Origin of the sequence: Kitasatospora sp. NPDC002227 (assembly GCF_040296285.1) — a bacterium.
In the GTDB taxonomy this organism is placed as follows: Bacteria; Actinomycetota; Actinomycetes; order Streptomycetales; family Streptomycetaceae; genus Kitasatospora.
Window position 1 is genome coordinate 136,984 of the sequence record NZ_JBEOWY010000009.1, and the last position, 21,835, is coordinate 158,818.

General features: G+C 73.3%; 13 protein-coding genes. 5 read left to right on the forward strand and 8 right to left on the reverse strand.

Features of this window, described 5'->3' with window-relative positions; all coding sequences use genetic code 11:
* Positions 1 to 59: 59 nt before the first annotated feature.
* From ABT095_RS11155 to ABT095_RS11165, 3 genes are read right to left on the reverse strand one after another with little or no spacing between them, the layout of a single operon-like run.
* Entirely contained in the window at positions 60 to 2,126 is a 2,067-nt protein-coding gene (locus tag ABT095_RS11155) for a PIG-L family deacetylase (RefSeq protein ID WP_350529057.1), read from the reverse strand.
* 35 nt (positions 2,127 to 2,161) lie between these two features.
* Entirely contained in the window at positions 2,162 to 5,029 is a 2,868-nt protein-coding gene (locus ABT095_RS11160; protein WP_350529058.1) for a stealth family protein, read from the reverse strand.
* Entirely contained in the window at positions 5,026 to 6,078 is a 1,053-nt protein-coding gene (locus ABT095_RS11165) for a hypothetical protein (RefSeq protein WP_350529059.1), read from the reverse strand. The genes ABT095_RS11160 and ABT095_RS11165 overlap by 4 nt, the downstream gene beginning before the upstream one ends.
* A 342-nt stretch (positions 6,079 to 6,420) precedes the next feature.
* Between ABT095_RS11165 and ABT095_RS11170 the strand changes: the two genes are divergently transcribed.
* Positions 6,421 to 8,250 (forward strand): stealth family protein, encoded by a 1,830-nt coding sequence (locus tag ABT095_RS11170; RefSeq protein ID WP_350529060.1) that lies wholly within the window; start codon positions 6,421 to 6,423, stop codon positions 8,248 to 8,250.
* Positions 8,251 to 8,304: 54 nt separating this feature from the next.
* Here the strand turns inward: ABT095_RS11170 and ABT095_RS11175 are convergent, their stop codons facing one another.
* On the reverse strand, positions 8,305 to 10,377 hold the full coding sequence (locus ABT095_RS11175; RefSeq protein ID WP_350529061.1) for a PIG-L family deacetylase: 2,073 nt from the start codon (positions 10,375 to 10,377) through the stop codon (positions 8,305 to 8,307).
* Positions 10,378 to 10,596: 219 nt separating this feature from the next.
* On the opposite strand from ABT095_RS11175, the gene ABT095_RS11180 reads away from it, so the two are divergent.
* Genes ABT095_RS11180 through ABT095_RS11190 form a run of 3 tightly spaced genes read left to right on the forward strand, consistent with a single transcriptional unit; the run spans position 10,597 to position 17,043 of the window.
* Complete coding sequence (locus ABT095_RS11180) at positions 10,597 to 12,021, forward strand: TIR-like protein FxsC (RefSeq protein WP_350529062.1); 1,425 nt, start codon at positions 10,597 to 10,599, stop codon at positions 12,019 to 12,021.
* Positions 12,018 to 16,043 (forward strand): FxSxx-COOH system tetratricopeptide repeat protein, encoded by a 4,026-nt coding sequence (gene fxsT, locus ABT095_RS11185; RefSeq protein ID WP_502884854.1) that lies wholly within the window; start codon positions 12,018 to 12,020, stop codon positions 16,041 to 16,043. The genes ABT095_RS11180 and fxsT overlap by 4 nt, the downstream gene beginning before the upstream one ends.
* A 25-nt stretch (positions 16,044 to 16,068) precedes the next feature.
* Entirely contained in the window at positions 16,069 to 17,043 is a 975-nt protein-coding gene (locus ABT095_RS11190) for a 2-hydroxyacid dehydrogenase (RefSeq protein WP_350529063.1), read from the forward strand.
* Here the strand turns inward: ABT095_RS11190 and ABT095_RS11195 are convergent.
* The 3 genes from ABT095_RS11195 to ABT095_RS11205 form a co-directional block, all read right to left on the reverse strand.
* A complete protein-coding gene (locus ABT095_RS11195; protein ID WP_350529064.1) occupies positions 17,015 to 17,890 on the reverse strand; it encodes an alpha/beta fold hydrolase in 876 nt (291 codons plus the stop codon). The two genes, ABT095_RS11190 and ABT095_RS11195, sit on opposite strands and share 29 nt — an antisense overlap.
* 22 nt (positions 17,891 to 17,912) lie before the next feature.
* Positions 17,913 to 18,899, reverse strand: coding sequence for a DUF4231 domain-containing protein (locus tag ABT095_RS11200; protein WP_350529065.1), 987 nt, complete (start codon positions 18,897 to 18,899; stop codon positions 17,913 to 17,915).
* A 106-nt stretch (positions 18,900 to 19,005) separates the two neighbouring features.
* A complete protein-coding gene (locus tag ABT095_RS11205; RefSeq protein ID WP_350529066.1) occupies positions 19,006 to 19,755 on the reverse strand; it encodes a sugar isomerase domain-containing protein in 750 nt (249 codons plus the stop codon).
* A 212-nt stretch (positions 19,756 to 19,967) separates the two neighbouring features.
* Here ABT095_RS11205 and ABT095_RS11210 point away from each other — a divergent pair, with 212 nt between their 5' ends.
* Positions 19,968 to 20,663, forward strand: a complete 696-nt coding sequence (locus ABT095_RS11210; protein ID WP_350529067.1) for an iron-dependent transcriptional repressor DtxR — start codon at positions 19,968 to 19,970, stop codon at positions 20,661 to 20,663.
* 409 nt (positions 20,664 to 21,072) lie between these two features.
* On the opposite strand, the gene ABT095_RS11215 is transcribed toward ABT095_RS11210, so the two are convergent.
* Positions 21,073 to 21,786, reverse strand: coding sequence for a bifunctional DNA primase/polymerase (locus tag ABT095_RS11215; protein WP_350529068.1), 714 nt, complete (start codon positions 21,784 to 21,786; stop codon positions 21,073 to 21,075).
* Between the last annotated feature and the right edge of the window lie 49 nt (positions 21,787 to 21,835).

The window sequence follows — 21,835 nt, forward strand, 5'->3', positions numbered from 1 at the left end:
AACGGCGGAGCGCCGTAGGAGGATCTCCTACGGCGCTCCGCCGTTTCCCGTACCGGGTGTCAGACCGAGGACTGCCAGGCGCCCGCGCGCACCGTGCGGCCGGAGATCTCCAGGCAGGTGGTGCGGAGCCGGCTGTCCGAGCCGATCAGGGCCAGGACGGGCCGGCCCTGGTGGTCGAGGGCCAGGGCGGGCAGGTGCAGGAAGGGGCCGCCGCCGAGGTCGTGCCACTCGGTGTGGAAGTCGCCGCCGTCGGTCGGCTGGACGGTCACGCTGACCGTGCCGCCGTCGTTGCGCTGGGCCACCAGCAGCTCGCCGGAGGGCAGCAGCAGGGTGGCGAGCCGGCCGAAGCCGCCGTCGCCGCCGAGCAGGTGGGCCCGGGTGTCGAAGGCGCCGCCCGGCTCGGCCTGGCGGTAGGCCACCACCCAGGCGGTCTGGGGCTGACGGACCAGCAGCAGCAGCCGGCCGTCCGGCTGCTCGAGCACGGCGGGCGGGCCGGCCGGGGCCGGGAGCAGGGTGTCGTACTCGGGCGCGATGGTGCCCTCGGGGCCGGCCTGGCGCCAGCGGACGACACCGGGCTGGATGCCGTCGCCGACCGAGCCGCCGTAGAGCTCGACGGAGCCCTCACGGGTGGTCACCACGCCGTAGCCGTCCTGGCTGCGGCCGCCGAAGTCCAGCCAGTTGCTCCACAGCCCGCCCGGCAGGCGCCGCCTGGCGCTCAGGCCGTGGCCGAAGTTGCGGACCACGAAGAGCAGCTGCCCCTCGCCGTCGAAGGCGGCGGCCGGGTTGCCGAGCTCGCGGCGCTTGATCCCGTTGTTGCCCGCCGGGTTGTACGGGTTGCCCAGGTCGTTCCACGGGCCGAAGACGCTGGAGGGCTGGCCCTGCCAGGTGTGCACCACGTCGCGGGTGTGGCTGTACTGGTCGGCGGCGGTGCCCATCCGCAGGCCCAGCACGTGCAGGCAGCCCTGCGGGTCGCGGACCACGTCGAGCTGGGGGAGGTAGGTGGTGTCGTCCTCCTCCAGCAGGGTGCCGAGCGGGGCGGGCTCGCCCCACTCGTAGGTCGCCGCGAGCGACTCCGTCCAGCGCACCGGGCGGCCGTCCAGCACGGCGAAGGCGACCAGCCGGCCGTCGGCCTGCTGCTGGAACCAGTTGGTGGTGCCCTGGTAGCGGTAGGTGGTGCTCTGGCCGTAGCCGCGGTTGTAGGCGCGGTTGCCGAGCTGGCGGTCGCCGCAGGTGAGCGGGGTCTCGCACGCGTGGCCGTCGCCGCCGCCGTAGATCGAGATGTACTTCATCTTCTCGGCGAAGGCCGGGCCGCTCAGGTTGAAGGGCCAGAGCTTGTTCCAGTAACCCCGGTAGCTCTCCATCGAGACCTTCTGGGGGTGGCCGGCCCGGTCGTAGCGACGCAGGGCGGCGAGCGCGAACAGCGCGGAGGCGGTGTGGTCCTCGTTGTCGCAGTAGCGGGTCGGGCCGTTGCCGTAGCTGGTGTGGTCCGGGTCCGGGTCGAGCACCCGCACCACGCTGGGGCCGTACTCCGCCAGCAGGTCGGTCAGGGTGCCGATCAGGCCTTCGCGGGTGAAGTTGTAGCTGCCGCTCTCGCCGGGGATCGGGCTGCCGGTCGGGCGCAGGGTCGGCTGCGCGGGGGACTCCTCGGTCCACAGCGTGCGCAGCCGCACGGGTGCGTCGCCGCCCACCATGCGCAGGTTGAGGTAGATCAGCGTGATCGGGGCGGGGCCCTCGTCCAGGGTGTTGATCTCGCCCACCACGCCGTCCCGGAAGGTCCGGGTCTCCCGCTTCCACACGGCGTCCCGGCCGCCGGTGACGATGGAGGAGTACGCGGCGCGCAGGCCGTTCTGGCGCCCGGCCGTGTAGCCCTCGAAGTCGACCGGCACCTGGTCGCGGTTCTTGTCCGAGGTCGGCGCGTTGCGGCCGTCGGCCTCACCCGCGGTGATGTAGACGCAGACCACCGGAATGCCCGCCCGGACGGTGTGCAGCAGGTCCGGCACCATGAAGTACAGGTCGTCGTCGGTGTGCGCGACGATCTGCATGTGCGGCAGCGCGGGTTCGGTCCGGGCGGCCGCCGTGTCGTCCGCGGCGGTGGCCCGGTTCGACCGGTTTCGGAAGAGGTTCACGGCGTGTTCTCTCTGGCGGGTCTGGTGGGGGACGGTCAGCGGGCCAGCCTGGCGTTGCGCACGCTGCCCTTCTCGAACTGGCTCGGCACGGGGAAGTAGCTGGGCAGGAAGACCGCGAGCACGTCCGCCTGCTCCTCGGCCGAGACGTCCGCGTCGTGGTAGTCGTTGATGCAGAAGACGTCGTTGGGCCGGGCGCTGAGCAGCTTGGCCAGGCGCGGGTGGTGCGAGCGCAGACCCACGTTGACGAAGCCGCAGGAGATCGTGTCGGCCACCGTGCGGCCGGTGAACATGCCGAAGTAGTGCTGCAGCGAGGAGGCGATGGCCAGGTCCGTCGCGCTGCGCAGCTGCGCGTCGGCCGTGCGGGCCACCTCCGCCGGGAAGCGCGCCTCCAGCTCCTCCAGGGTGGAGCGGCGCAGCGCGTGCGGGGAGTGCACGAAGGTGTTGGTGGGGGTGCGGCCGAACTCACGCTCCAGCAGGGCCCGGTTGTTCTTCGCCGCGATCAGCGCGAACTCCTCGCCGTCCTGCACCGGAGCCGGGTCGACCTTGGTCGGCGAGGGGAAGCACTTGGCCTGCCCGCTGCCCAGGAAGAAGTTCTCCGGGCGCAGCGTACGGCCGAAGAACACGTCGTCGTTGAGGTAGAGGAAGTGCTCGGAGAGCCCCTCGATCCGGTGCAGCCGGCTCTCGATGGCGTGCGAGTTGAAGCTCGGCAGGGTGCCGGTGTCGCCGAACAGCTCGCGGTGGCTGACCACCTTGACCCGGGGGTGGTCGGTGTCCAGCCAGGCGGGGGTCTGGTCGTCGGTGACCAGGTAGACGGTGCGGATCCAGGGGGCGAACATGTCCAGCGAGCGCAGGCTGTAGCGCAGCTCCTCGCGGTCGCGGAAGCGCGCGTCGTCCGAGGCGCCGTCACCGTCGGTCTGGGCGGGGGCCAGGCCCCGCTCGGTCAGCACCTTGTTGCGCCGGGCCTTCCAGGCCGGGTCGTTGCCGTCCACCCAGGTGTAGACGGCGTCGACGGGGAAGTCGACGTCGTTCGGCAGGCGCTTGGTGAAGGCCTCCAGGGTGGGGTGGTCGCGCTCGCCGATCCGGCGGGTGGCGGTGCGGGCCAGCATCGACTTGGGCAGGGTCGGCCCGTAGACGGTGTCCTCCGCGACGGCCAGCAGGCCGGGGTGCTCCTCGACCGGGGTCAGGAAGGAGACCGAGCAGCCGTAGACGCCGGTCAGCCGGAGCGTCCCGGCCGTGGTGGAGACCGGGCGGAACACCCGGACGCCGTGCACGGCCCCGAAGTCGGTCAGGTGCTGGTCGAGCACCGCGGCGAGCGCGTTCTTCACCACACTGCCGCGGGCGTCGAACAGCGCGAGGTAGACCGGGTCGTCGTGGTAGCGCTCGGCCAGCGCGGTGAGCAGCTTCTCGCGGTACTCGACGTCGACGGCCAGGCTGTGGCGCAGCAGGTTGGTGCGGGTCAGCAGGTACGGGATGCCGGCCTGCTCCAGCACGTCCACGACCAGGCCGAGGTTGTCCTGCATCACGTCGAAGGGGGTGCGGTCGTCGCTGACCTGGCAGAGCAGGCCGCCGCCGCGGATCACCCGGCCGCCGCTCTGGGCCTCGATGCGGACCTCGTGGGCGCGCTGGTCGATCCGGACGGTGGCCGAGGAGGTGGTGGACGCCTCGGCGGCGACGACGCCGAGCTCGGTGAGCGAGTACTCGTGCAGCAGCCGGCGGCGCTCGCGCCCGGCGGTGAGCGAGCCGTTGTCCCGGGCGGTCACCAGCTCGGTGAGCACGGTGCTCCAGCGCTCGGCGATGACCGGCGCGGACCAGCGCTCGGAGGCGGCCAGGGCGGCGGCGCCGAAGGCCTGGCGGGTGTCCTGCTCGGTCATCAGGCGGCGCAGCGCCTCGGCCAGGCCGTCGATGTCGCCGGGCGGGACGAGCAGGCCGTCCGCCCCGTCGGTGACGATCTCGGCCGGGCCGTTGGGGCTGGCGTAGGAGACGATCGGCACCCCGGCGGCCTGGGCCTCGGCGAGCACCAGGCCGAAGGCCTCGACCCGGGAGGTCAGCAGGCAGATGCTGGCCTGGGCCCACTCCTCGGGCATGTGCCCGGTGCTCCCGGCCAGCTGGACCTGGTCGGCGATGCCGAGGTTGGCCGCGAGCTCGCGCATCCGGCGCAGCAGCGGGCCGTCGCCCAGCAGGCGCAGCTTCCAGAGCGGGTTGGCCCCGGCGACCTTGGCGAAGGCGGTGATGGCGTGGTCCGCCTGCTTCTCCGCCACCATGCGCCCGGCCATGGTGATGGTGCGGGTCTCCAGCGAGGAGGTCGGCCGGTAGACGTCGGGCAGGGCGTTGCCGATCACCTCGAGCCGGGGGGCGAACCCGGTGAAGGTCTCGGCGAACCAGGACCGGGTCGGCTCGCTGAGCGCGACCATGGCGTCCAGGTGCGGGGTGAACTCGATCAGCGGGGCGCCGCTGACCCCGCGCAGCTCGGAGACGCGGTGCTCCTGGCCGACCGTCACCACCGACGGCGGGGCCAGGCGGACCATCAGGGCCTGCAGGGCCGGGGTGGAGGAGACCACCACGTCGGAGTCGGTGGTGCGGAACCAGCGCTCGGCCTCCAGGTCGGAGAGCCGGTTGAAGGCCTTCTCCCAGGCCGGGTCCACCAGCTCGCTGGGGCGCGCGGCGACGGCCCGGTACACCGGGTCGTCCTGCTCGCCGCCGCGGGCCGGGCGGGGGACGGGGCCGGTGTTGTCCACCAGGTACCGGACCGGGACCTTGGCACTGAAGAAGCTGCTGGACCTGGTCCGGAACACGCTCAGGACCTCGACCTCGTGCAGCTCGGCGAGGGCCTCGGCCACGGTGAGGACGGCACGCTCGGTGCCGCCCATCGCGTCAGCGGTGGTGAGCAGGAAGGTGATCTTCACGCGGGCGTTCCTGGGGTGGCGGTGGGTGTGGTGTCGTCCGGCCGGGGCATCGCGGCGAAGAACACCTGGTAGGTGCCCCGGACGGTGTGGCGCTGGTTGACGTAGCTGAGCCCGCGGGTGGAGTCGGAGATCACCAGCCGGGTGCCCTGCGCGGCGGCCGAGCGGGCGTTGCGCAGGTCGTCGGCGCGGCGGCGCAGCCAGTACCGGCGGCCCTGCGGGGTGGTCCAGCAGAAGGTCCAGGACCGGTTCGGCTCGGCCGCGTGCAGGTCCCGCAGGGGGAGGGTGCAGCGCAGCAGGCCGGCCGTCTCCGGGCAGCTCTCGTGGACCAGGTCCACGGTCTGCTGGCCGTCGGTGGCCTGCAGCCGGCCGGCGGGGGCGCCGGGCGGCGGGAAGAAGTCCAGCGACAGGCCGGCGAACAGCCGGGTGACCCGGACGATCTCGGCGTGCCGGGGCGGCGCCGCGACGACCAGCCGCAGCCGCCCGGTGGTGGACAGGCCGGTGCGGAAGCGCTCGCCGCTGATGGGGCAGGCGGCGAGCGCGCGGGTGGCGCCGCCGAGCACGGGCGTCTCGCCCCGGCCGATCAGCCGCAGGGTCTCGGTGCTGCCAGCGGAGCTGACCCGCAGGGTGGCGGACCAGCGCCCGGGGGGCAGCGGGAGCCCGCCGATCTTGGCACCGAGGCGGGCCGTGACCAGGACGGTCGGGCGGCCGGCGGAGTCGGGCGTGGCGGGCCGGAGCCGGGCGGGGGCGGTGAAGACCTGCTCGCCGTCACCGATCACCAGCTCGACCGTGGCGGCCGGGTCGGTGCCGGGCGGGAGGGTGGCCCGCAGGTTCAGCTGGTGGCCGCCGAGCACCATGGCGTATCTCACAACCGCGGAGCTGCCCTGGGAGAGCGGGGTCACCACCGAGTGGATGAAGGTCTCGCGGCGGGCGGCCAGCTGGCGCCGGGCCCGGTTGCGCAGGCCTGCCGGTATGCGGCTGACGGGCAGCCGCTGCCAGGCCGTCAGGCCGCTGCGCCCGATGACCCGGAGGGCGTGTGCCGGCTCCGCCACAGTGATCTCCAGGTGTGTCGCGGCAGCCGGGGCCGCCACGGTGGGTTTCCCCGGCGTGGGTTGGCGCCGAGCGGAGCCATGATAGATCACTCGTTCGTAGCGGGGCCCGGGCCGCGGGAGGGCCTGTGATCCTTCTCCCCCATCACCATCGCAGTCGGGCGAAAAGCGACATTACGTACGCGAACCGAATCTCACATGCGGGTGATTCGGTTGACTTCAGAGATAATCAGATGAAGATGAGATGAGGATGGCGGAAGCTGTCCGTGGAGTACGTACCGTACGGGGAGTTGGGTTTTGGTCGGCATGGAAGCCGAGGGCGCACATGCCGGCTCGGTGAGATCGGTGTCCCAGCCCGGCTCCGCGGGGCGGCCGCTGCCCGCCCCGGTGGCCCCGGCGGAGAGCGGGCGCAGCTCGCTGGGCGTACTGCAGTCCGAGCGGTCCCGGCTGGTCCGGGTGTACCGGCGGCTGCTGCCGGAGCGCAGCCGGGCGGCCATCGCCGGGAAGATCTCGCACGAGCTGCGCACCCAGGTGATCCACCAGATCTCCCGTTCGCTCTCGGGCCAGCACCGGATGATCCCCGTCCGCGGCGGCCGGCTGGCCCGGCGCCACCCCGGACTGTTCGAGTCCGGCCAGGTCGTGCTGATCCAGGTCGGCCGGACCAGGAAGGTCGTCAGCCTGCGGCCCGACGCCTCGCCGCTGCAGGCGCGGGGCGACAACCTGCTGCTGGTGCGCCGGGCCCTGGAGGCCGCCGGGATCGAGTACTTCTGCGTCCGCGGCGCACTCGACGGCTCCTCGACCGTGGCCGTCTCCCGCCAGGACCGCGCCGCCACCCACGCCGCGCTGGCCGCGCTCTGCGCAAAGGTGCCCGGGTACGTCTCCGCCGTCCCGCTCGGCCCGTCCGTCGTGCCCGACCACTCCGAGCCGGCCTTCGAGCCGGACAGCTGGCACGAGGTGGCGAAGGCCGCCGTCATCCGGCTGACCTGGTTCCACGGCGACCCGAGCGGCCAGTACGTGCTGGGCCACGAGCACGGCTGCGACGTCGAGTTCTGGACCCCGGTCGAGGGCGGGCTGCTGGCGCCCAGACGCAACCGGGTCAGCGACTTCGTCCGCACCGCCGGGCCCGCCGTCGAGGGCGCGCCCGGGCTCTTCACCCGGCTGGAGGCCTGGGACGGCTCGGGTGAGGCGGTGCCCACCCGCCCCGAGTTCACCCGGCCGCTGCCGGAGGACATCCGCTTCCCCATCGACGTCGTCTACACCTGGGTGGACGGCAACGACCCCGCCTGGCAGCGCCGCCGGGCCGAGGCCGGGGGCTCGCCGCAGGAGTACAACCCCGAGGCGGTGAACGACGCCCGCTTCATGAGCCGCGACGAACTGCGCTACTCGCTGCGGTCGCTGCACCTCAACGCGCCCTGGGTGCGCACGGTCTACCTCGTCACCGACGACCAGACCCCCGAGTGGCTGGACACCGACAATCCGCGGCTCAAGGTGCTCAGCCACCGGGACGTCTTCCGGGACGGCTCGGTGCTGCCGACCTTCAACTCGCACGCGATCGAGAGCCAGCTGCACCACATACCCGGCCTCTCCGAGCACTTCCTCTACTTCAACGACGACGTCTTCCTCGGACGCCCCGTCACCCCGCAGCTCTTCTTCCACTCCAACGGCCTGGCCAAGTTCTTCCCGTCCACCGCGATGGTGCCGCTCGGCGAGCCGACGCTCGCGGACGCGCCGGTGGCGGCCGCGGCCAAGAACAACCGCCGCCTGATCGAGGAGGAGTACGGCACCCAGCTGGTGCTGAAGATGATGCACGTGCCGCACGCGCTCCGCCGGGACGTGCTCTGGGAGATCGAGAACCGCTACACCGACGGGCACCGGGCCACCTCGGCCACCCGCTTCCGCAGCCCCACCGACCTCTCGGTGGCCTCCTCGCTGCACCACTACTACGGCTACCACTCCGGCCGGGCGGTGCCCGACCAGCTCGAGTACGCCTACCTCGACCTGATGCACCCGAGCACCTCCCGCCGGCTGGCCCGCATCCTGACGGACCGCAACCTGGACGTGTTCTGCATCAACGACACCGTCTCGGCCCGCAAGGACCTGGCCAACCAGCTGGAGCTGCTGCAGCCCTTCCTGGACTCCTACTTCCCGGTGGCCAGCCCCTTCGAGAAGCAGTAGCCGGCCCCTTCGGGAGGCGGCAGCCGGCCCTTTCGGGAGGCAGCGCCCGCCCGGCTACACCGTCACCCAGGCGCCGAACGGGCTGCCCGCGGCCGGGCCGGCGCTGCGGGCGATGTGCAGGCGGGCGTCGGTGCCGAGGGCGGCCAGGACGGTCCGGCCGGCCGCGTCCAGGGCCAGGGCCGGGGCGCCGGTGGCGGGGCCGCCGGTGTCGGCCCAGCCCGAGGGCCCGGTCAGGGTGAGGGTGTTCGCGTCGTTGCGGTGGGCGAGGACGTCGCCCTCCGGGCGGTGCAGGGCGGTGACGCCGCCCTGGCCGCCGTGGCCGCCGAGCCCGGCCGGCAGCAGCGGCCAGCCGCCGGAGCGCTCCCGCATGGCGGTGACGCCGCCGCTGCGGCCCTGGCGGTAGTAGAGGGTGGTGCGGCCCGGGGCGTGCTCGACCGGGGTGAGGGCACCGGAGACCGGGATGTTGGCGCCGATCCGGCCCGGGGTGAAGGAGCCGTCGGCCCGCTGGCGCCAGCGCCAGGCGTCGCGGTGGTCGCTGCAGAGCACCTCCACCCGGCCGGAGCCGAGGGTGTGCGCCGTCACGGCGTCCTGCAGCCGGGTGCCGCCGAGGCTCTCCCAGGGCCCCCAGCCGCCGCCGGGCAGGGTGGCCCGGTGGGCCAGCCGGTGGGCGAAGTCCCGGACGAAGACGTGCAGCCGGCCCTCGGCGTCGAAGGCCCCGGCGGGGGCGCCGACCTCGCGGCGGACCAGGTGCCGGTGGTCGTCGTAGTCCGGCCCGGTGAGGGTCTCCCAGGGGGCGAAGGCGCCGCCCGGCCCGGTCTGCGCGGTGTGCACCACCTCGACCGTCGCGGTGCCGTGTTGGCCGGTGGTGCGGCGCAGCGCGAGCAGGTGCAGGCGCCCCGCCGCGTCGGCGAGCACCCGGGGCTCGGGCAGCAGCCACTCGCCGGGCAGCGGTGCGGCCGGGGCGAACGCGCCGCCCGGGGTCTGCTCGCGCCACTGGGTGAGCCGCCCGCCGAGCACGGCGAAGGCGTTGAGCCGCCCGGTGGCGTCCCGGCGCAGCCAGTCGGTGCTCGCCGGGTAGCGGGAGGCGGTGCTGAGCAGGTGGGTGGTGGCCCCCGGGTCGGGGCGGACCTGGAAGTCGCCGCAGCTGTGCGCGGGGCAGCTCGCCGCGCCGTACCCCGCGTACGGCATCAGGTACTCGCGCTTCTCGGCGCGGGCGGCCGGGCTGAGGTTCGGTGGCCAGAACCGGCTGGTGTAGCCCCGGTAGTGCTCGACCACGGGCCGCTCGCCGGTGGCGGCGGTGTACTCCTGCAGCGCGGCCAGCGCGAACTGGGCGGCGGCGGTGTGGTCGATGTGGTCGGCCGCCGTGACACCGGGCTCGGACGGGTCGTGCTCCGGGTCCGGGTCGAGGGTGCGGACGGTGGTGGGCCGGTGCAGCTTGAGCAGGTCGAGCAGCACGGCGGTGACCCGGGCGGGGGTGAAGTCCTGCGGGGCGGTGACCGGGGAGCCGGAGGCGGGGAGGGTGGACTCCATCGGCACCTGGCCGGACCACAGGGTGCGCAGCCGTACGCCCATGCCGTTCGGTGCCTTGGCGTCGCCGTGCAGGCGCTGGCCGAGGTTGAGGAAGTAGAGCTGGACGGCCGGGCGGGCGGCCAGGGTGCAGCGTTCGAGCAGGGCCTGGTCGGCCAGCGGTACGGCCTCGCGGCGCCAGGCCGAGTGCTGGTCGCCGGTGGCCATCAGGGCGTAGGCGGAGCGCAGGCCGGTGTGCCGGGCCGCCGTGTACGCCGCCTTGTCCACGGCGGTCGCGTCGTGCTCGGGGGAGTCGGTGGAGTCGTTCTTCCCGTCCGCCTCGCCCGCGGTGAGGACGATGGTCACCACCGGGGAGCCGGTGGCGATGGCCCGCTGCAGGGGCGGGTTCATGAAGTACAGGTCGTCGTCGGGGTGGGCGATGATCTGCAGGTAGGACCCCTGCCAGCTGCCCTCGGGGAGGGCGCCGGCACCGAGCAGGGCGTCGCGGGCCGGTCCGTCGTCCAGCGGGTAGGAACGCAGGGCCTCGGTGAACGGCAGGGCGGCCAGCCCCGCACCCAGGACAGCCCGCCTGGTCCACGGACTGCGGTGTGCGGTGCGCAACGCGTACTCCTGTCGGCGAAAATCGGTCAGACAATATTACTCGTCAGGACGCATCAGGTTGCTACGCAGTTTCCGTCGAGGTGGGGGGGTTCCGGCATCGGCCGGGGAGGGGGGAGCAGCGGTTGTGGCTGGTGCGGCGCTATTCCATTCCACGGCCAGGTCTTCCTACACTGATCTCCTCTGTGGGGGAACGACGCACCTGGGGTGGGGGAGGCGCGGGTGTACGAAGACCCTGGCGGCCCGGACGACACGTCCCGGCCCTACTTCTTCCTCAGCTACGCCCACACCCCCAGAGCCGCGGGCCGCGGTGCGGGGGACCCGAACCACTGGGTGCGCAAGCTCTACGACGACCTGTGCGAGGCCGTCCTGGTGCTCACCGACCTGCCGGCCGGGGCCCAGGTGGGCTTCATGGACCAGTCGATGCACCAGGGCGAGAAGTGGGCCGACCGGCTCTCCAAGGAGCTGGCCACCTGCCGGGTCTTCGTGCCGCTCTACTCGCCGCGCTACTTCAACAGCCTTGCCTGCGGCCAGGAGTGGCACTCCTTCACCCGCCGGCCGGTCTACCCGGCCCGGCAGGGCTCGGACGTCACCAGCGCGATCGTGCCGGTGCTCTGGGTCGCGATGGGCCAGTACGCCTTACCCAAGGTCGCGAGCGACCTGCAGTTCAACCACGGCAGCTTCGGCGCGGACTACGCCGCCGAAGGACTGTACGCACTGATGAAGTTGAGCTACTTCCAGGCGAGTTACGAGCTGGCGGTGTTCCGGCTGGCGAAGCGGATCGTCGAAGTGGCCGACGAGACGGTCATCCCGGTCGGACGGCGGCTCAACTTCCAGACCCAGCCCAGCGCCTTCGAGGCCAAGACCCCGGTGCGGCGGCTGCAGATCTCGGTCTACGCCAGTCACCACGGCGAGCTGCCGGACGGGCGCAACAGCGACTACTACGGCCCCGACCGGCTCGACTGGCACCCCTACCGGCCGCACGGCGGCCGCCCGCTCGCGGAGCACGCGGTGCGCCTGGCCCGGCAGTTGGGCTTCCATCCGAGCGTCCAGGAGTTCGACGCGGAGGCCGTCGGGCAGCTCACCCGGGAGGAGCCGACCGCCCCCGGGCTGCTGCTGGTCGACCGGTGGTCCCTGGCGGACGGCGGGCGCCAGGAGCTGGTGAGGAAGTTCGACCGGGAGAACCCGCCCTGGGTGAGCGTGCTCGAGCCCTGGAACGCCGACGACCAGGACTGCGTGGAGCACGCCGAGCACTACAGCGCCCTGAGCGACCGGGTGCTGCGCAACAAGCACCGTGACGCCAAACCGAGTTTCGCCCTCGGGGACACCACCGGGCTGGCCAGCATGGAGGACTTCGAGGAGGCCCTGCCCCGAGCGGCGATGCGGGCCAAGTGGGCCTTCGAGGACCGCAGTCGGAGCACCCAGGGCGACCGCAGCGGTCCGCCCAAGCCCAACCTGCGGGCCGCCTTCGACGAACCGAGACCGCCGGGGGCCGGGCCGGGCGCCGGCAACGGCCCGGCCGGTGGCGGTAGTTCGGGCCAGGGGGGCGGTCAGGGCCCGGGCGGCCCGCGCCGCGGCTTCTTCGAACGACGTGCCGGCGACGGACGCGACGACCCGGGCGCCGCCCAAGGGGGAGGACTGTCATGAGTGAGAACCCGACCAGGAAGCTGCGGATCGCCGTCGACCCGGCATCGGAGGCCGATGAGGGGCCGGCCGCCGCGGAGGAGGACCGGCACGGCCGGATCGTCACCTTCTACTCCTACAAGGGCGGCACCGGCCGCACCATGGCGCTGGCCAACACCGCCTGGATCCTGGCCGCCAACGGCTTCCGGGTGCTCACCGTGGACTGGGACTTGGAGGCGCCGGGCCTGGCCAAGTTCTTCCGCCCCTTCCTCGACCAGGCGGCGCTGGCCGGGACCACCGGCATGATGGACCTGATCACCGAGTACCGCGAGGAGGCGCTGCGCGAGGTCGAGCACCAGCCCGGTTGGCACGAGGACTTCGCCCGCGTCCACCAGCACGCCATCTCGCTCAACTGGCAGCTCTTCCCCGCCGGCGGCAGCCTCGACTTCCTCTCCGCCGGGCAGCCCAACCGGGACTACTCCGAGACGGTCGGCCGGCTCGACTGGGACCTCTTCTACGACCGCTTCGACGGCGGCCAGTTCTTCGACGCGCTCAAGCGGGACATGAGCCGCCGCTACGACTACGTGCTGATCGACAGCCGCACCGGCCTGTCCGACATCGCCGAGATCTGCACCGTGCAGATGCCCGACGACCTGGTGGTCTGCTTCACCCTCAGCGACCAGTCCATCGAGGGCGCCTCCAAGATCGCCCAGCACATCAACGACCGCTACCGGGACCGCGGCATCCGCATCCTGCCCGTCCCGATGCGCATCGACGAAGGCGAGAAGGAGAAGGCCGACGCCGGCCGCGCGCTGGCCCGGCTGCGCTTCGGCGGCCTGCCCGAGGGGCTCGACACCGACGAACTCGCCGCCTACTGGGCCTCGGTGGAGATCCCGTACCGGCCGTTCTACGCCTACGAGGAGATCCTGGCCACCTTCGGCGACCAGGGCGGCACCCCCACCTCGATGCTGGCCGCCTGCGAGCGGCTCACCGCACAGCTCACCCGGGGCCGGGCCACCGCCCTGCCCCCGGTCGAGGAGGACGTCCGGCTGCACTGGGTGGACGCCTACACCCGGCGCCGCCCCAGCGTGCCCGCCGACCTCTACCTCAGCTACGTGCCCGAGGACCGGATGTGGGCCGACTGGATCGCCGCCGTGCTCACCAGCGCGGGCTTCCGGGTCGTCCCCCGGGACGTCAGCGCGGGCGCGGACACCCGCTCGGACACCGAGCGCGGCATCGACGCCGCGTACCGCACCATCGCCGTCTTCTCCGCCGCCTACCTGCGCTCCCCGCAGGCCCGGGCCCTGTGGGACTCGCTGGCCGGCTTCGACACCGCCGGGACGCGCCGCCAACTGGTGCCCGTCCGGGTCAGCGACGTGCGCCTGACCGCGCCGTTCAACAGCCGCAACCCCGTCGACCTGGTCGGCCGCGACGAGGCCCAGGCCGCCTTCACCCTGCTGCGCGCCCTCGGCCGCACCGAGGCCTCGCTGGAGGAGCCGGTCGGCGACGTGCCGCGCTTCCCCGGCACCAAGCCGCGCTACTGGTCCGTCCCGCAGCGCAACCCCTCCTTCACCGGCCGCGCCCAGGTGCTCGACGAGCTGCGCGACCAGCTGGTCGGCGGCCCGACCGTGGTGCTGCCGGTGCCGCAGACGCTGTACGGCCTCGGCGGCGTCGGCAAGACCCAGCTCGCGCTCGAGTACGCCCACCGCTACATGTCCCACTACGACCTGGTCTGGTGGATCGACGCCGAGCAGACCGAGCTGATCGCCCCGGCGCTGGCCGAGCTGGCCCGGCGGCTCGAACTGCCGGTCGGCGACAGCGTCAACGAGGCCGCCGAGGCCGCCCGGGAGGCGCTGCGGCGCGGCCAGGTGGTCTCCCGCTGGCTGCTGATCTTCGACAACGCCGACGAGCCCGGCGAGATCCGCCGGTACTTCCCCGGCGGCGGCTCCGGGCACATCCTGGTCACCTCGCGGAACCAGGCGTGGTCCGGCCAGGCCGGGGTGCTCGGGGTCGACGTCTTCACCCGCGGCGAGTCCATCGAGCACCTGCGCCGCCGCACCCGCGGGCTCTCCCGGCACGACGCCGACCGGGTCGCGGAGGCCGTCGGCGACCTGCCGCTGGCCGTCGAGGTGGCCGCCGCCTGGCTGGACACCACCCGCACCCCGGTGGACACCTACGTCACCCAGCTGCAGGAGGAGGCCACCCGGGCCCTCTCGGTCGGCCGCCCCGCCGACTACCCCACCCAGGTCGGCGCGACCTGGAGCGTGTCGATGACCCGCCTGCGCGAGCAGTCCCCGGCCGCCGTCCGGCTGCTCCAGCTGTGCGCCTTCTTCGCCCCCGAGCCGATCTCGCTCGACCTGATCTACAGCGATCAGATGATCAAGTCACTGGTCCGGTTCGACGAGGAGCTGAGCGACACCTTCATGCTCGGCAAGGTGATCCAGGACGTCGGCCGGTACGCCCTCGCCAAGATCGACGTCGGCTCCAGCAGCCTCCAGGTGCACCGCCTGGTGCAGGCCGTGGTCCGGGACGAGATGAGCGAGGACGAGCGGGTGGAGGCGATGCACGAGGTGCACCGCATCCTGGTCGGCGCCCGGCCCAAGCTCGGCGACACCGACAACCCGGCCAACTGGCCCACCTTCGACAAGATCTGGCCGCACCTCTCGCCCTCGCGGGCCCGCGACTGCGACGAGCGCGAGACCCGCGAACTGCTCATCGACCGCGTCCGCTACCTGTGGAAGCGCGTCGACCTGGACCGCGCCCGGCGCCTGGGCGAGCAGCTGCACGCCGCCTGGGCCACCCGGCTGGAGACCGAGCAGGGCGAGGCCGACCGCCGCAACCTGCGCCGGCAGATCCTCAGCCTCGACTTCCAGCTCGCCAACGTGCTGCGCTCCCAGGGAAGTTACGCCGAGGCGCTGGCCCTGGACGAATCCACCCTGGCCGGGCAGAAGGAACTGCTCGGCGAGCGCAACCCGTACACCCTGATGACGGCCGGCTCGCTCGGCGCCGACCTGCGGGCCATCGGGCGGTTCCAGAGCGCACTCGACCTCGACCTGGAGACCTACGGCAGCTTCCGCGAGCTGTTCGGCGACGAGAACGCCCGCACCCTCTCCAGCGCCAACAACCTGGCCATCTCCTACCGCCTGGTCGGCGACAGCGAGGCCGCCCGCGACCTCGACCAGGACACCTACGACCGCCGCTCCGCCGTGCTCGGCCCGCGCCACCCGTACACCCTCTCCAGCAAGTCCAACCTGGCCCGCGACCTGCGCGAGGCGGGCGACTACAAGGGCTCGATCGAGCTGCTGCGCGAAGTCACCGTCGACCTGGACGCCGTGCTCCAGCCCGACCTGCCGGAGAACCTGCGCAACGCCAAGTCGCTGGCCGTCTCGCTGCGCCGCGACGGCCAGCTGCGGGAGGCCCGGCAGCTCACCCTGCAGACCTACGAGCGCTACCTGGACCGCTACGGCGCCGAATCCGCCGAGTCGCTCGCCTGCGCGCTCAACCTGGCGGCCGACCACAGCGCCTCGGGCGACAAGGAGACCGCCCGGGACCTCGCGCTGATCGTCTACGAGGGCCACCGGCGGCTGTTCGGCGACGAGCACCCGTTCACCCTGGCCTGCGAGAACAACCTCGGCATCTACCTGCGCGGCAGCGGCGAGGTCGAGGAGGCCGTCCGGCGCGGGCGGCACACGGTGGAGGGGCTCACCCGGGTGCTCGGCCCCGACCACCCGTTCACCCTGAACGCGATGATCAACCTGGCCAACGCCTACGGGGACTCGGACGACCTGGTCAAGGCCGAGGAGCTGGAGCGCCGGGCCTACGCGGGCCTGTGCAACCGCTACAGCCCCAACCACCCCGACGCCGTCGCCTGCGAGTCCAACCTCGCCGTCACGCTGCGCCGGGCCGGGCAGCAGGCGGAGGCCAACAGCTTGCGCGAGCACGCCGTGGCCGAGCTGCTGCGGCAGTTCGGGGTCGAGCACCCGAACACCGTCTCGGCCCGGGGCTGGAAGCGGATCAACCGCGACCTGGAACCGCAGCCCTGGTGACCATGCCGTTCGATACGCTCCCGGCATGACTGCCAAGCTCCCGAAGGTCCTGGTCACCCGGCCGCTCGCCCCCGGCGTGCTGCCCCGGCTCGCCGCCGCCTGCGACGTGACGGTCCACGAGGGCGAGCTGCCGATGGCCCGGGAGGAGCTGCTCGCGGCCGTCCGGGGCAAGGCGGCGGTGCTCACCACCCTGGACAACCGGGTGGACGCGGAGTTGCTGGACGCCGCCGGGCCGGGCCTTCGGATCGTGGCCAACCACGCCGTGGGGTACCACAACGTGGACGTCGCGGCCTGCGTCGCGCGCGGGGTCGCGGTGAGCAACACCCCCGGGGTGCTCACCGAGTCGACCGCCGACATGGCCTGGGCGCTGCTGCTGGCCGCCGCCCGGCGGCTCGGCGAGGGCGAGCGGCTGCTGCGCTCCGGGCAGCCGTGGACCTGGGCCCCCAACTTCATGCTGGGGGTGGAGCTCTCGGGCACCCCGCTGGGCATCCTCGGGATGGGCCGGATCGGCCAGGCGGTGGCCCGCCGGGCGGCCGGCTTCGGGATGCCGGTCAGCTACCACAACCGCGGCCGGCTGGACGCCGCCGACGAGCAGGGCGCCACCTGGCTGCCGCTGGACGACCTGCTCGCGAAGTCCGAGATCCTGGTGGTGACCTGCCCGCTCTCGGCCGGCACCCGGCACCTGATGGACGCGGAGCGGATCGCTCAGCTGCCCGCCGGGGCCGTGCTGGTGAGCATGACGGCCGGGGTGGTGGACGAGGTGGCGCTGGCGGCCGCACTCGACTCGGGCGCGCTGTTCGCCGCCGCCGTGGACAACTTCGAGCGCGAGCCCGAGGTGCCGGCCGAGCTGCTGGCGCAGGAGCGGGCGGTGCTCGCCCCGCACCTGGGCAGTGCCACGGTGCGCACCCGCCAGGCGATGGGCTCGCTCGCGGTGGACAACATCCTGGCCGTGCTCGGGGGCGGCGCGGCCGTCACACCGGTGCCCCGGATGCCCAGTTGAGGGCCTCCGTCATCACCTTGAGGGCGCCGAAGTGGGCGGCGCCGGGCTCCAGGTAGAGCTCGGCGCCGGGGATCCTGTCGGCCAGCCAGCGGGAGTGGTCGACGGGGGAGAACTGGTCGTCGGCGCCGTGCCAGAGCCTGGTCGGCACCGCGATGTCCTCGACCTTGAACCCCCAGTCGGTGGTGAAGGCCAGCATGTCGTCGATCCACCCGTCGGCGTTCTGCCGGAAGGCCTGCCGGAAGGTGCTCAGCAGCATCCGCCGGATCCCCGCATCGGTGACCAGGGAGCGGTCGGTGGGCGGGAGTTCGGGCACCAGGCCGTTGATCATGACGGTGGGGTCGTCCCGGAGGCGCTGGGAGCGCAGCTGGAGGCTGTCCGCGATGTGCTGCAGACCGCGCTCGATCTCGCGGTACGCGCGCACGTTCGAGGCGGTCATCCCGCCGTACCAGTCCAGGCCGTCCGCGTGCCGGGGCGCCAGGCTCACCAGCGCGGCCACCCGGCGCACCCGCTCGGGCAGCAGCGCCGCGCAGGCCAGCGCGTGCGGCCCGCCGCCGGAGCGGCCGAGCACCGCGAAGTCGGTGAGCCCGAAGGCGTCGGCGATCGCGGTCACGTCGGCCGCCGCCGAGGCCACCCGGCGGCCCGGCAGCCGGGTGGAGTCCCCGTACCCCGGACGGTCGTAGGAGAGCAGCAGCACGCCCAGGCGGTAGAGCACGCTGGTGCGCGGGAAGGGGCCGAGCCGGCTGCCGGGCATGCCGTGCAGCAGGATCACCGGCCGCCCCTCGGGGTCGCCGACGCGGTCGACGGCCAGCACCCGGCCGTCGGCGGTCTCGACCAGGCGGGTCGTCACTCGTGGCCTCCTAGAGGATCGGTCAGCCGGCGACGTCGAGGTTGCGGACCTCGCGGCGGGCCTGCCAGGTGGTGTGCTCGCGGGAGATGGCGTCCTCGGCGTCCCGGGCGAGTCGGGCCCAGTTCTCCTCGGCCTCCGGGGAGTCCACCGTCAGGCTGCCCAACTGCACTTCGATCATGGAGAGTTCGGAGGCGGCCAGCGAGTAGGCGGCGGCCTGCGGGCGGTACTGCCGCAGCTGGGCCCAGGCGGCCACCGAGGCGGCCACCGCCGAGAGCGTGCCGAGGGCGTCGTAGCTGTACCAGCCGAGCGCCCGCAGTACGGCCAGCACCAGCCCGGCCAGCGGCAGGATCACGCCCAGGGTGGCCGCCCGGCGGCTGGCGCCCGCGCAGCGGCGGGCCTTCTCGCGGTACCAGTCCCGCTGGGCCAGCACCCGCTCGCGCAGGTAGATCTCCCGCCGGACGGCCAGCGGCTGGTCGCGCAACTGCCGCATGGTGTCGGTGATCTGCGGGTGGCGCGGCGGCCTCCCGGCCGGCGGGCCGCGCCAGAGGTCCAGCTCGGCCTGCACCCGGGCGATCTGCGGGATCGCCCGGGTGGTGCCGAACTGGCTGATAATGCCCCCAAGTTGGACGTCGTACAGCTTCTCGGCATCCGGCAGGGTCCGCGGTGGCGGCTGGTAGGCGTCGGCCCGCACCGCGTACTTCCAGGAGAGCGTCTTGACCGACTCGGCCGCCGCCCGGCCCTCGTACCAGAGCCCCTGCGGGTTCTGCCGCCCGGCCACGGCGGCCAGCGCGACGGTGGCCAGGTACGCCAGCGCGGCCAGCCAGGCCCAGAGCTGCCCGTCGGCCGAGCCGGTGGCGGCCGCCGCGACCAGCAGCAGCAGCTCCCAGCGGGAGAGCGCCACGGCCCGCCGCTGGCCCTGCAGCGAGGAGGAGTCGGCCGTCCAGAACAGCTCGGGCAGCAGCTCCTCCTCGCGGACCCTGCCCAGTGAACGCGGTACCCCTGCCGTCATCCAGGCCCCCGTAGTCAGCCGTCTACGCTCGGTGCCCGGCCAGTATGAACGTCAACTGCCTTCGGGTACAGGGGTGGTACGTGCCCTGTGGTAGCTCTCCGGCCACTCAGTAGGCGTAATAGATCCGGTCCGCGTTGTCGGCCATGACCTTGGCGTTCCACTCGGTGCCGCCGTCCACGTTGCCGGAGCGGAACAGCGGCGGGGTGTGGCCGCGCTCGGTCAGTTTGCCGATGGCGGCGGCGACCACCGCCTGCATCAGGGCGCTGGTGACGATCGTGGAGACCGAGCCGAATCCGGTCTCGGCGCCGGGGGCGGTGAGCTCGCCGTCGCCGACGGCGATCTTGCTGTCCAGGACGACGTCGCAGTTGTCCTTGAGGAAGGTGCCGGAGGGGTGGTTCGAGGTGGTGGCGGCGGGGTACGCGAGCGAGGTCACCCCGACCACCCGCAGGCCCTTGGCCCGGGCGTGCCGGGCCAGCTCGACCGGCATCACCTGGCGGCCGGAGAGCGAGATCAGGAAGAGCAGGTCACCCGCGCGGGCGGGCGTGAGGTCGAGGGTGGCGGTCGCGAGGCCCGACACGCGCTCCAGCGCGCTGCCGAGCGGGGCGGGCATCACGTTGACCCCGGTCATCCCCGGCACGTTCAGCAGGTTGATCACCACCAGGCCGCCGGCCCGGTAGACCACGTCCTGCGCGGCCAGCGAGGAGTGCCCGGCCCCGAAGGTGAAGATCCGCCGCCCCTCGGCCACCGCCCCGGCCAGCAGCTCGGCCGCCTCGTCGATCCGGCCGGCCTCCTCCTCGCGGACCCGCTGGAGCCCGCGCACCGCCGCGTCGAAGTACTCCTGGACCAAGTCGCTCATCAGATCTCCGTAACCGGCGGGGCGGCCGGGGTGGTCCAGACCGCTGAGGGAGAAAAAGCAATGGAGAAAGCTACGGCGAGCACCGTGCTGCCTGGGGCGCTCCGCTGTCAACAGGGACAGAAAGGGCCGTGCCGCCCGCTCGGGCGTCCTTGGACGTCCGCGCGGTACGTCAGAATTGGCATCGAGGACACCGAGGAACGGAGCCAGCGGCGATGTCTGGGCTGATCGACACCACTGAGATGTACCTTCGCACCATCCTGGAGCTGGAGGAGGAGGGCATCACCCCGATGCGCGCCCGCATCGCCGAGCGCCTGGAGCAGAGCGGGCCGACCGTCAGCCAGACCGTGGGCCGGATGGAGCGCGACGGCCTGCTGCAGGTCGCCGGGGACCGCCACCTCGAGCTCACCGAGGAGGGCCGGAAGCTCGCCGTCCGGGTGATGCGCAAGCACCGGATCGCCGAGTGCCTGCTGGTCGACGTGATCGGCCTGGAGTGGGAGCAGGTGCACGAGGAGGCCTGCCGCTGGGAGCACGTGATGAGCGAGACGGTCGAGCGCAAGGTGCTCGCCATGCTCGGGCACCCGACCCAGTCGCCGTACGGCATCCCGATCCCGGGCCTGGACGAGCTGGGCGACACCAAGGCCGAGGGGGAGGGCTACGACGCCGCACTGGTCACGCTGAACGCGGTGCGGCCCGGCGACGGCGGCTCCACCGTGGTGGTCCGCCGGATCGGCGAGCCGATCCAGACCGACGAGGAGCTGATGCGCACGCTCAGCCGGGCCGGCATCCTGCCGGGTGCCACCGTGCGGGTGGCGGCGGCCGGCGGCGGTGTGGTCCAGGTGGGCGAGGGCGCGGACGCCGTCGAGCTGGGCAAGGACATCGCGATGCACGTCTTCGTGGCGCGCGGCTGACCGAACCATCGGATCCGGCCCGGTGCGTCCCCACGCACCGGGCCGGACCCGTACCCTCCCCGTGCCCCGTGGGTTCCGGCCGCCCCGAGCGCGGTCGATGCCCACAGCCCCCTCGGCTCCCCTCCGTTTCCCCTCCCACCTGCCGACACCCGGCTTCCCCGTCCGAGCGCCCCTCCGGCAAGTCCCTGCGGAGCAATTCCTCCCCTCGGCAGATCACCGCAATCCTTGAGCGTTGTCACTCGTACGGGGGGCTTTTCCGGGAGGTGGCGCGGGTAGCCGGATCATTTCTGCGGACATGCGTCCGACGGACCTCGCCTCCGGTGGGAGACAAGGCCCGTCGGCTGCGCGCGGGATCTCGCGCCGGGCACACCCTCACCCGATAGGCGTAGGGCGGCTGTCCGAGGGGGTGTCAGCGGCGGGCGGCCGCCGGGGGGTGGGCAGGCTGCGGGGGCTGCACCGGGCGCGGGGGTTGGGCCGCGCGCCCGCAGGCGTACGCCAGCGGGCTCACCAGCTCGGCGGCGTCCGGCAGCCAGCGGTTGAGCGCGGACGGCGGCCGGGCCCACTGCGCGAAGCCGTACCCGCCGACCCGGGAGGGCGGCGCCACGATCCAGTCGCCCTCGCCGCGGCCGACCAGGTCGAGCCGGCCGGGCGCCCAGCCGAGCCCCCGCAGCAGGTCGGGCAGCTTGGCGAGCGAGCCGGGCAGCACCAGGAAGAGCAGCCGGCGGCCGGTCTGCCCCGGCATGGCCGGGACGGCGACCACCGGGCCGAGCTGCAGCTCGAGCCGCTCCATCCGGGCCAGCGCCAGGCAGCCCGCCGTCTCCGGCACGTCCAGCGCGTCGAAGCTGCGGCCGGTCGGGAGCAGGATCGAGGCCCGGGGGTTCTCCGTCCACCACTTGCGGACCACGCCCGGGCCCGCGCTGGCCTTGCGCTGCCAGTCGGGCGAGACCGGGTGCGCGCCGGGGAGCGCGCACCCGAGGTCACCGCAGGAGCAGCGTGGCGGTCCGTCACCCTCGACCAGCCAGCTGCCCGGGGCGACCTCCCAGTGGCGGTCCTCCGCGTAGCGGACGGCTTCGATGAGCAGCGGGGGCAGGGCCTGTTCGGGGGCTCGGGGGGTCTCTTCCACGCCGTGCTCAACTCCCGGGCGTGAGCGTGGTTACGGGGTGATCCCGGTC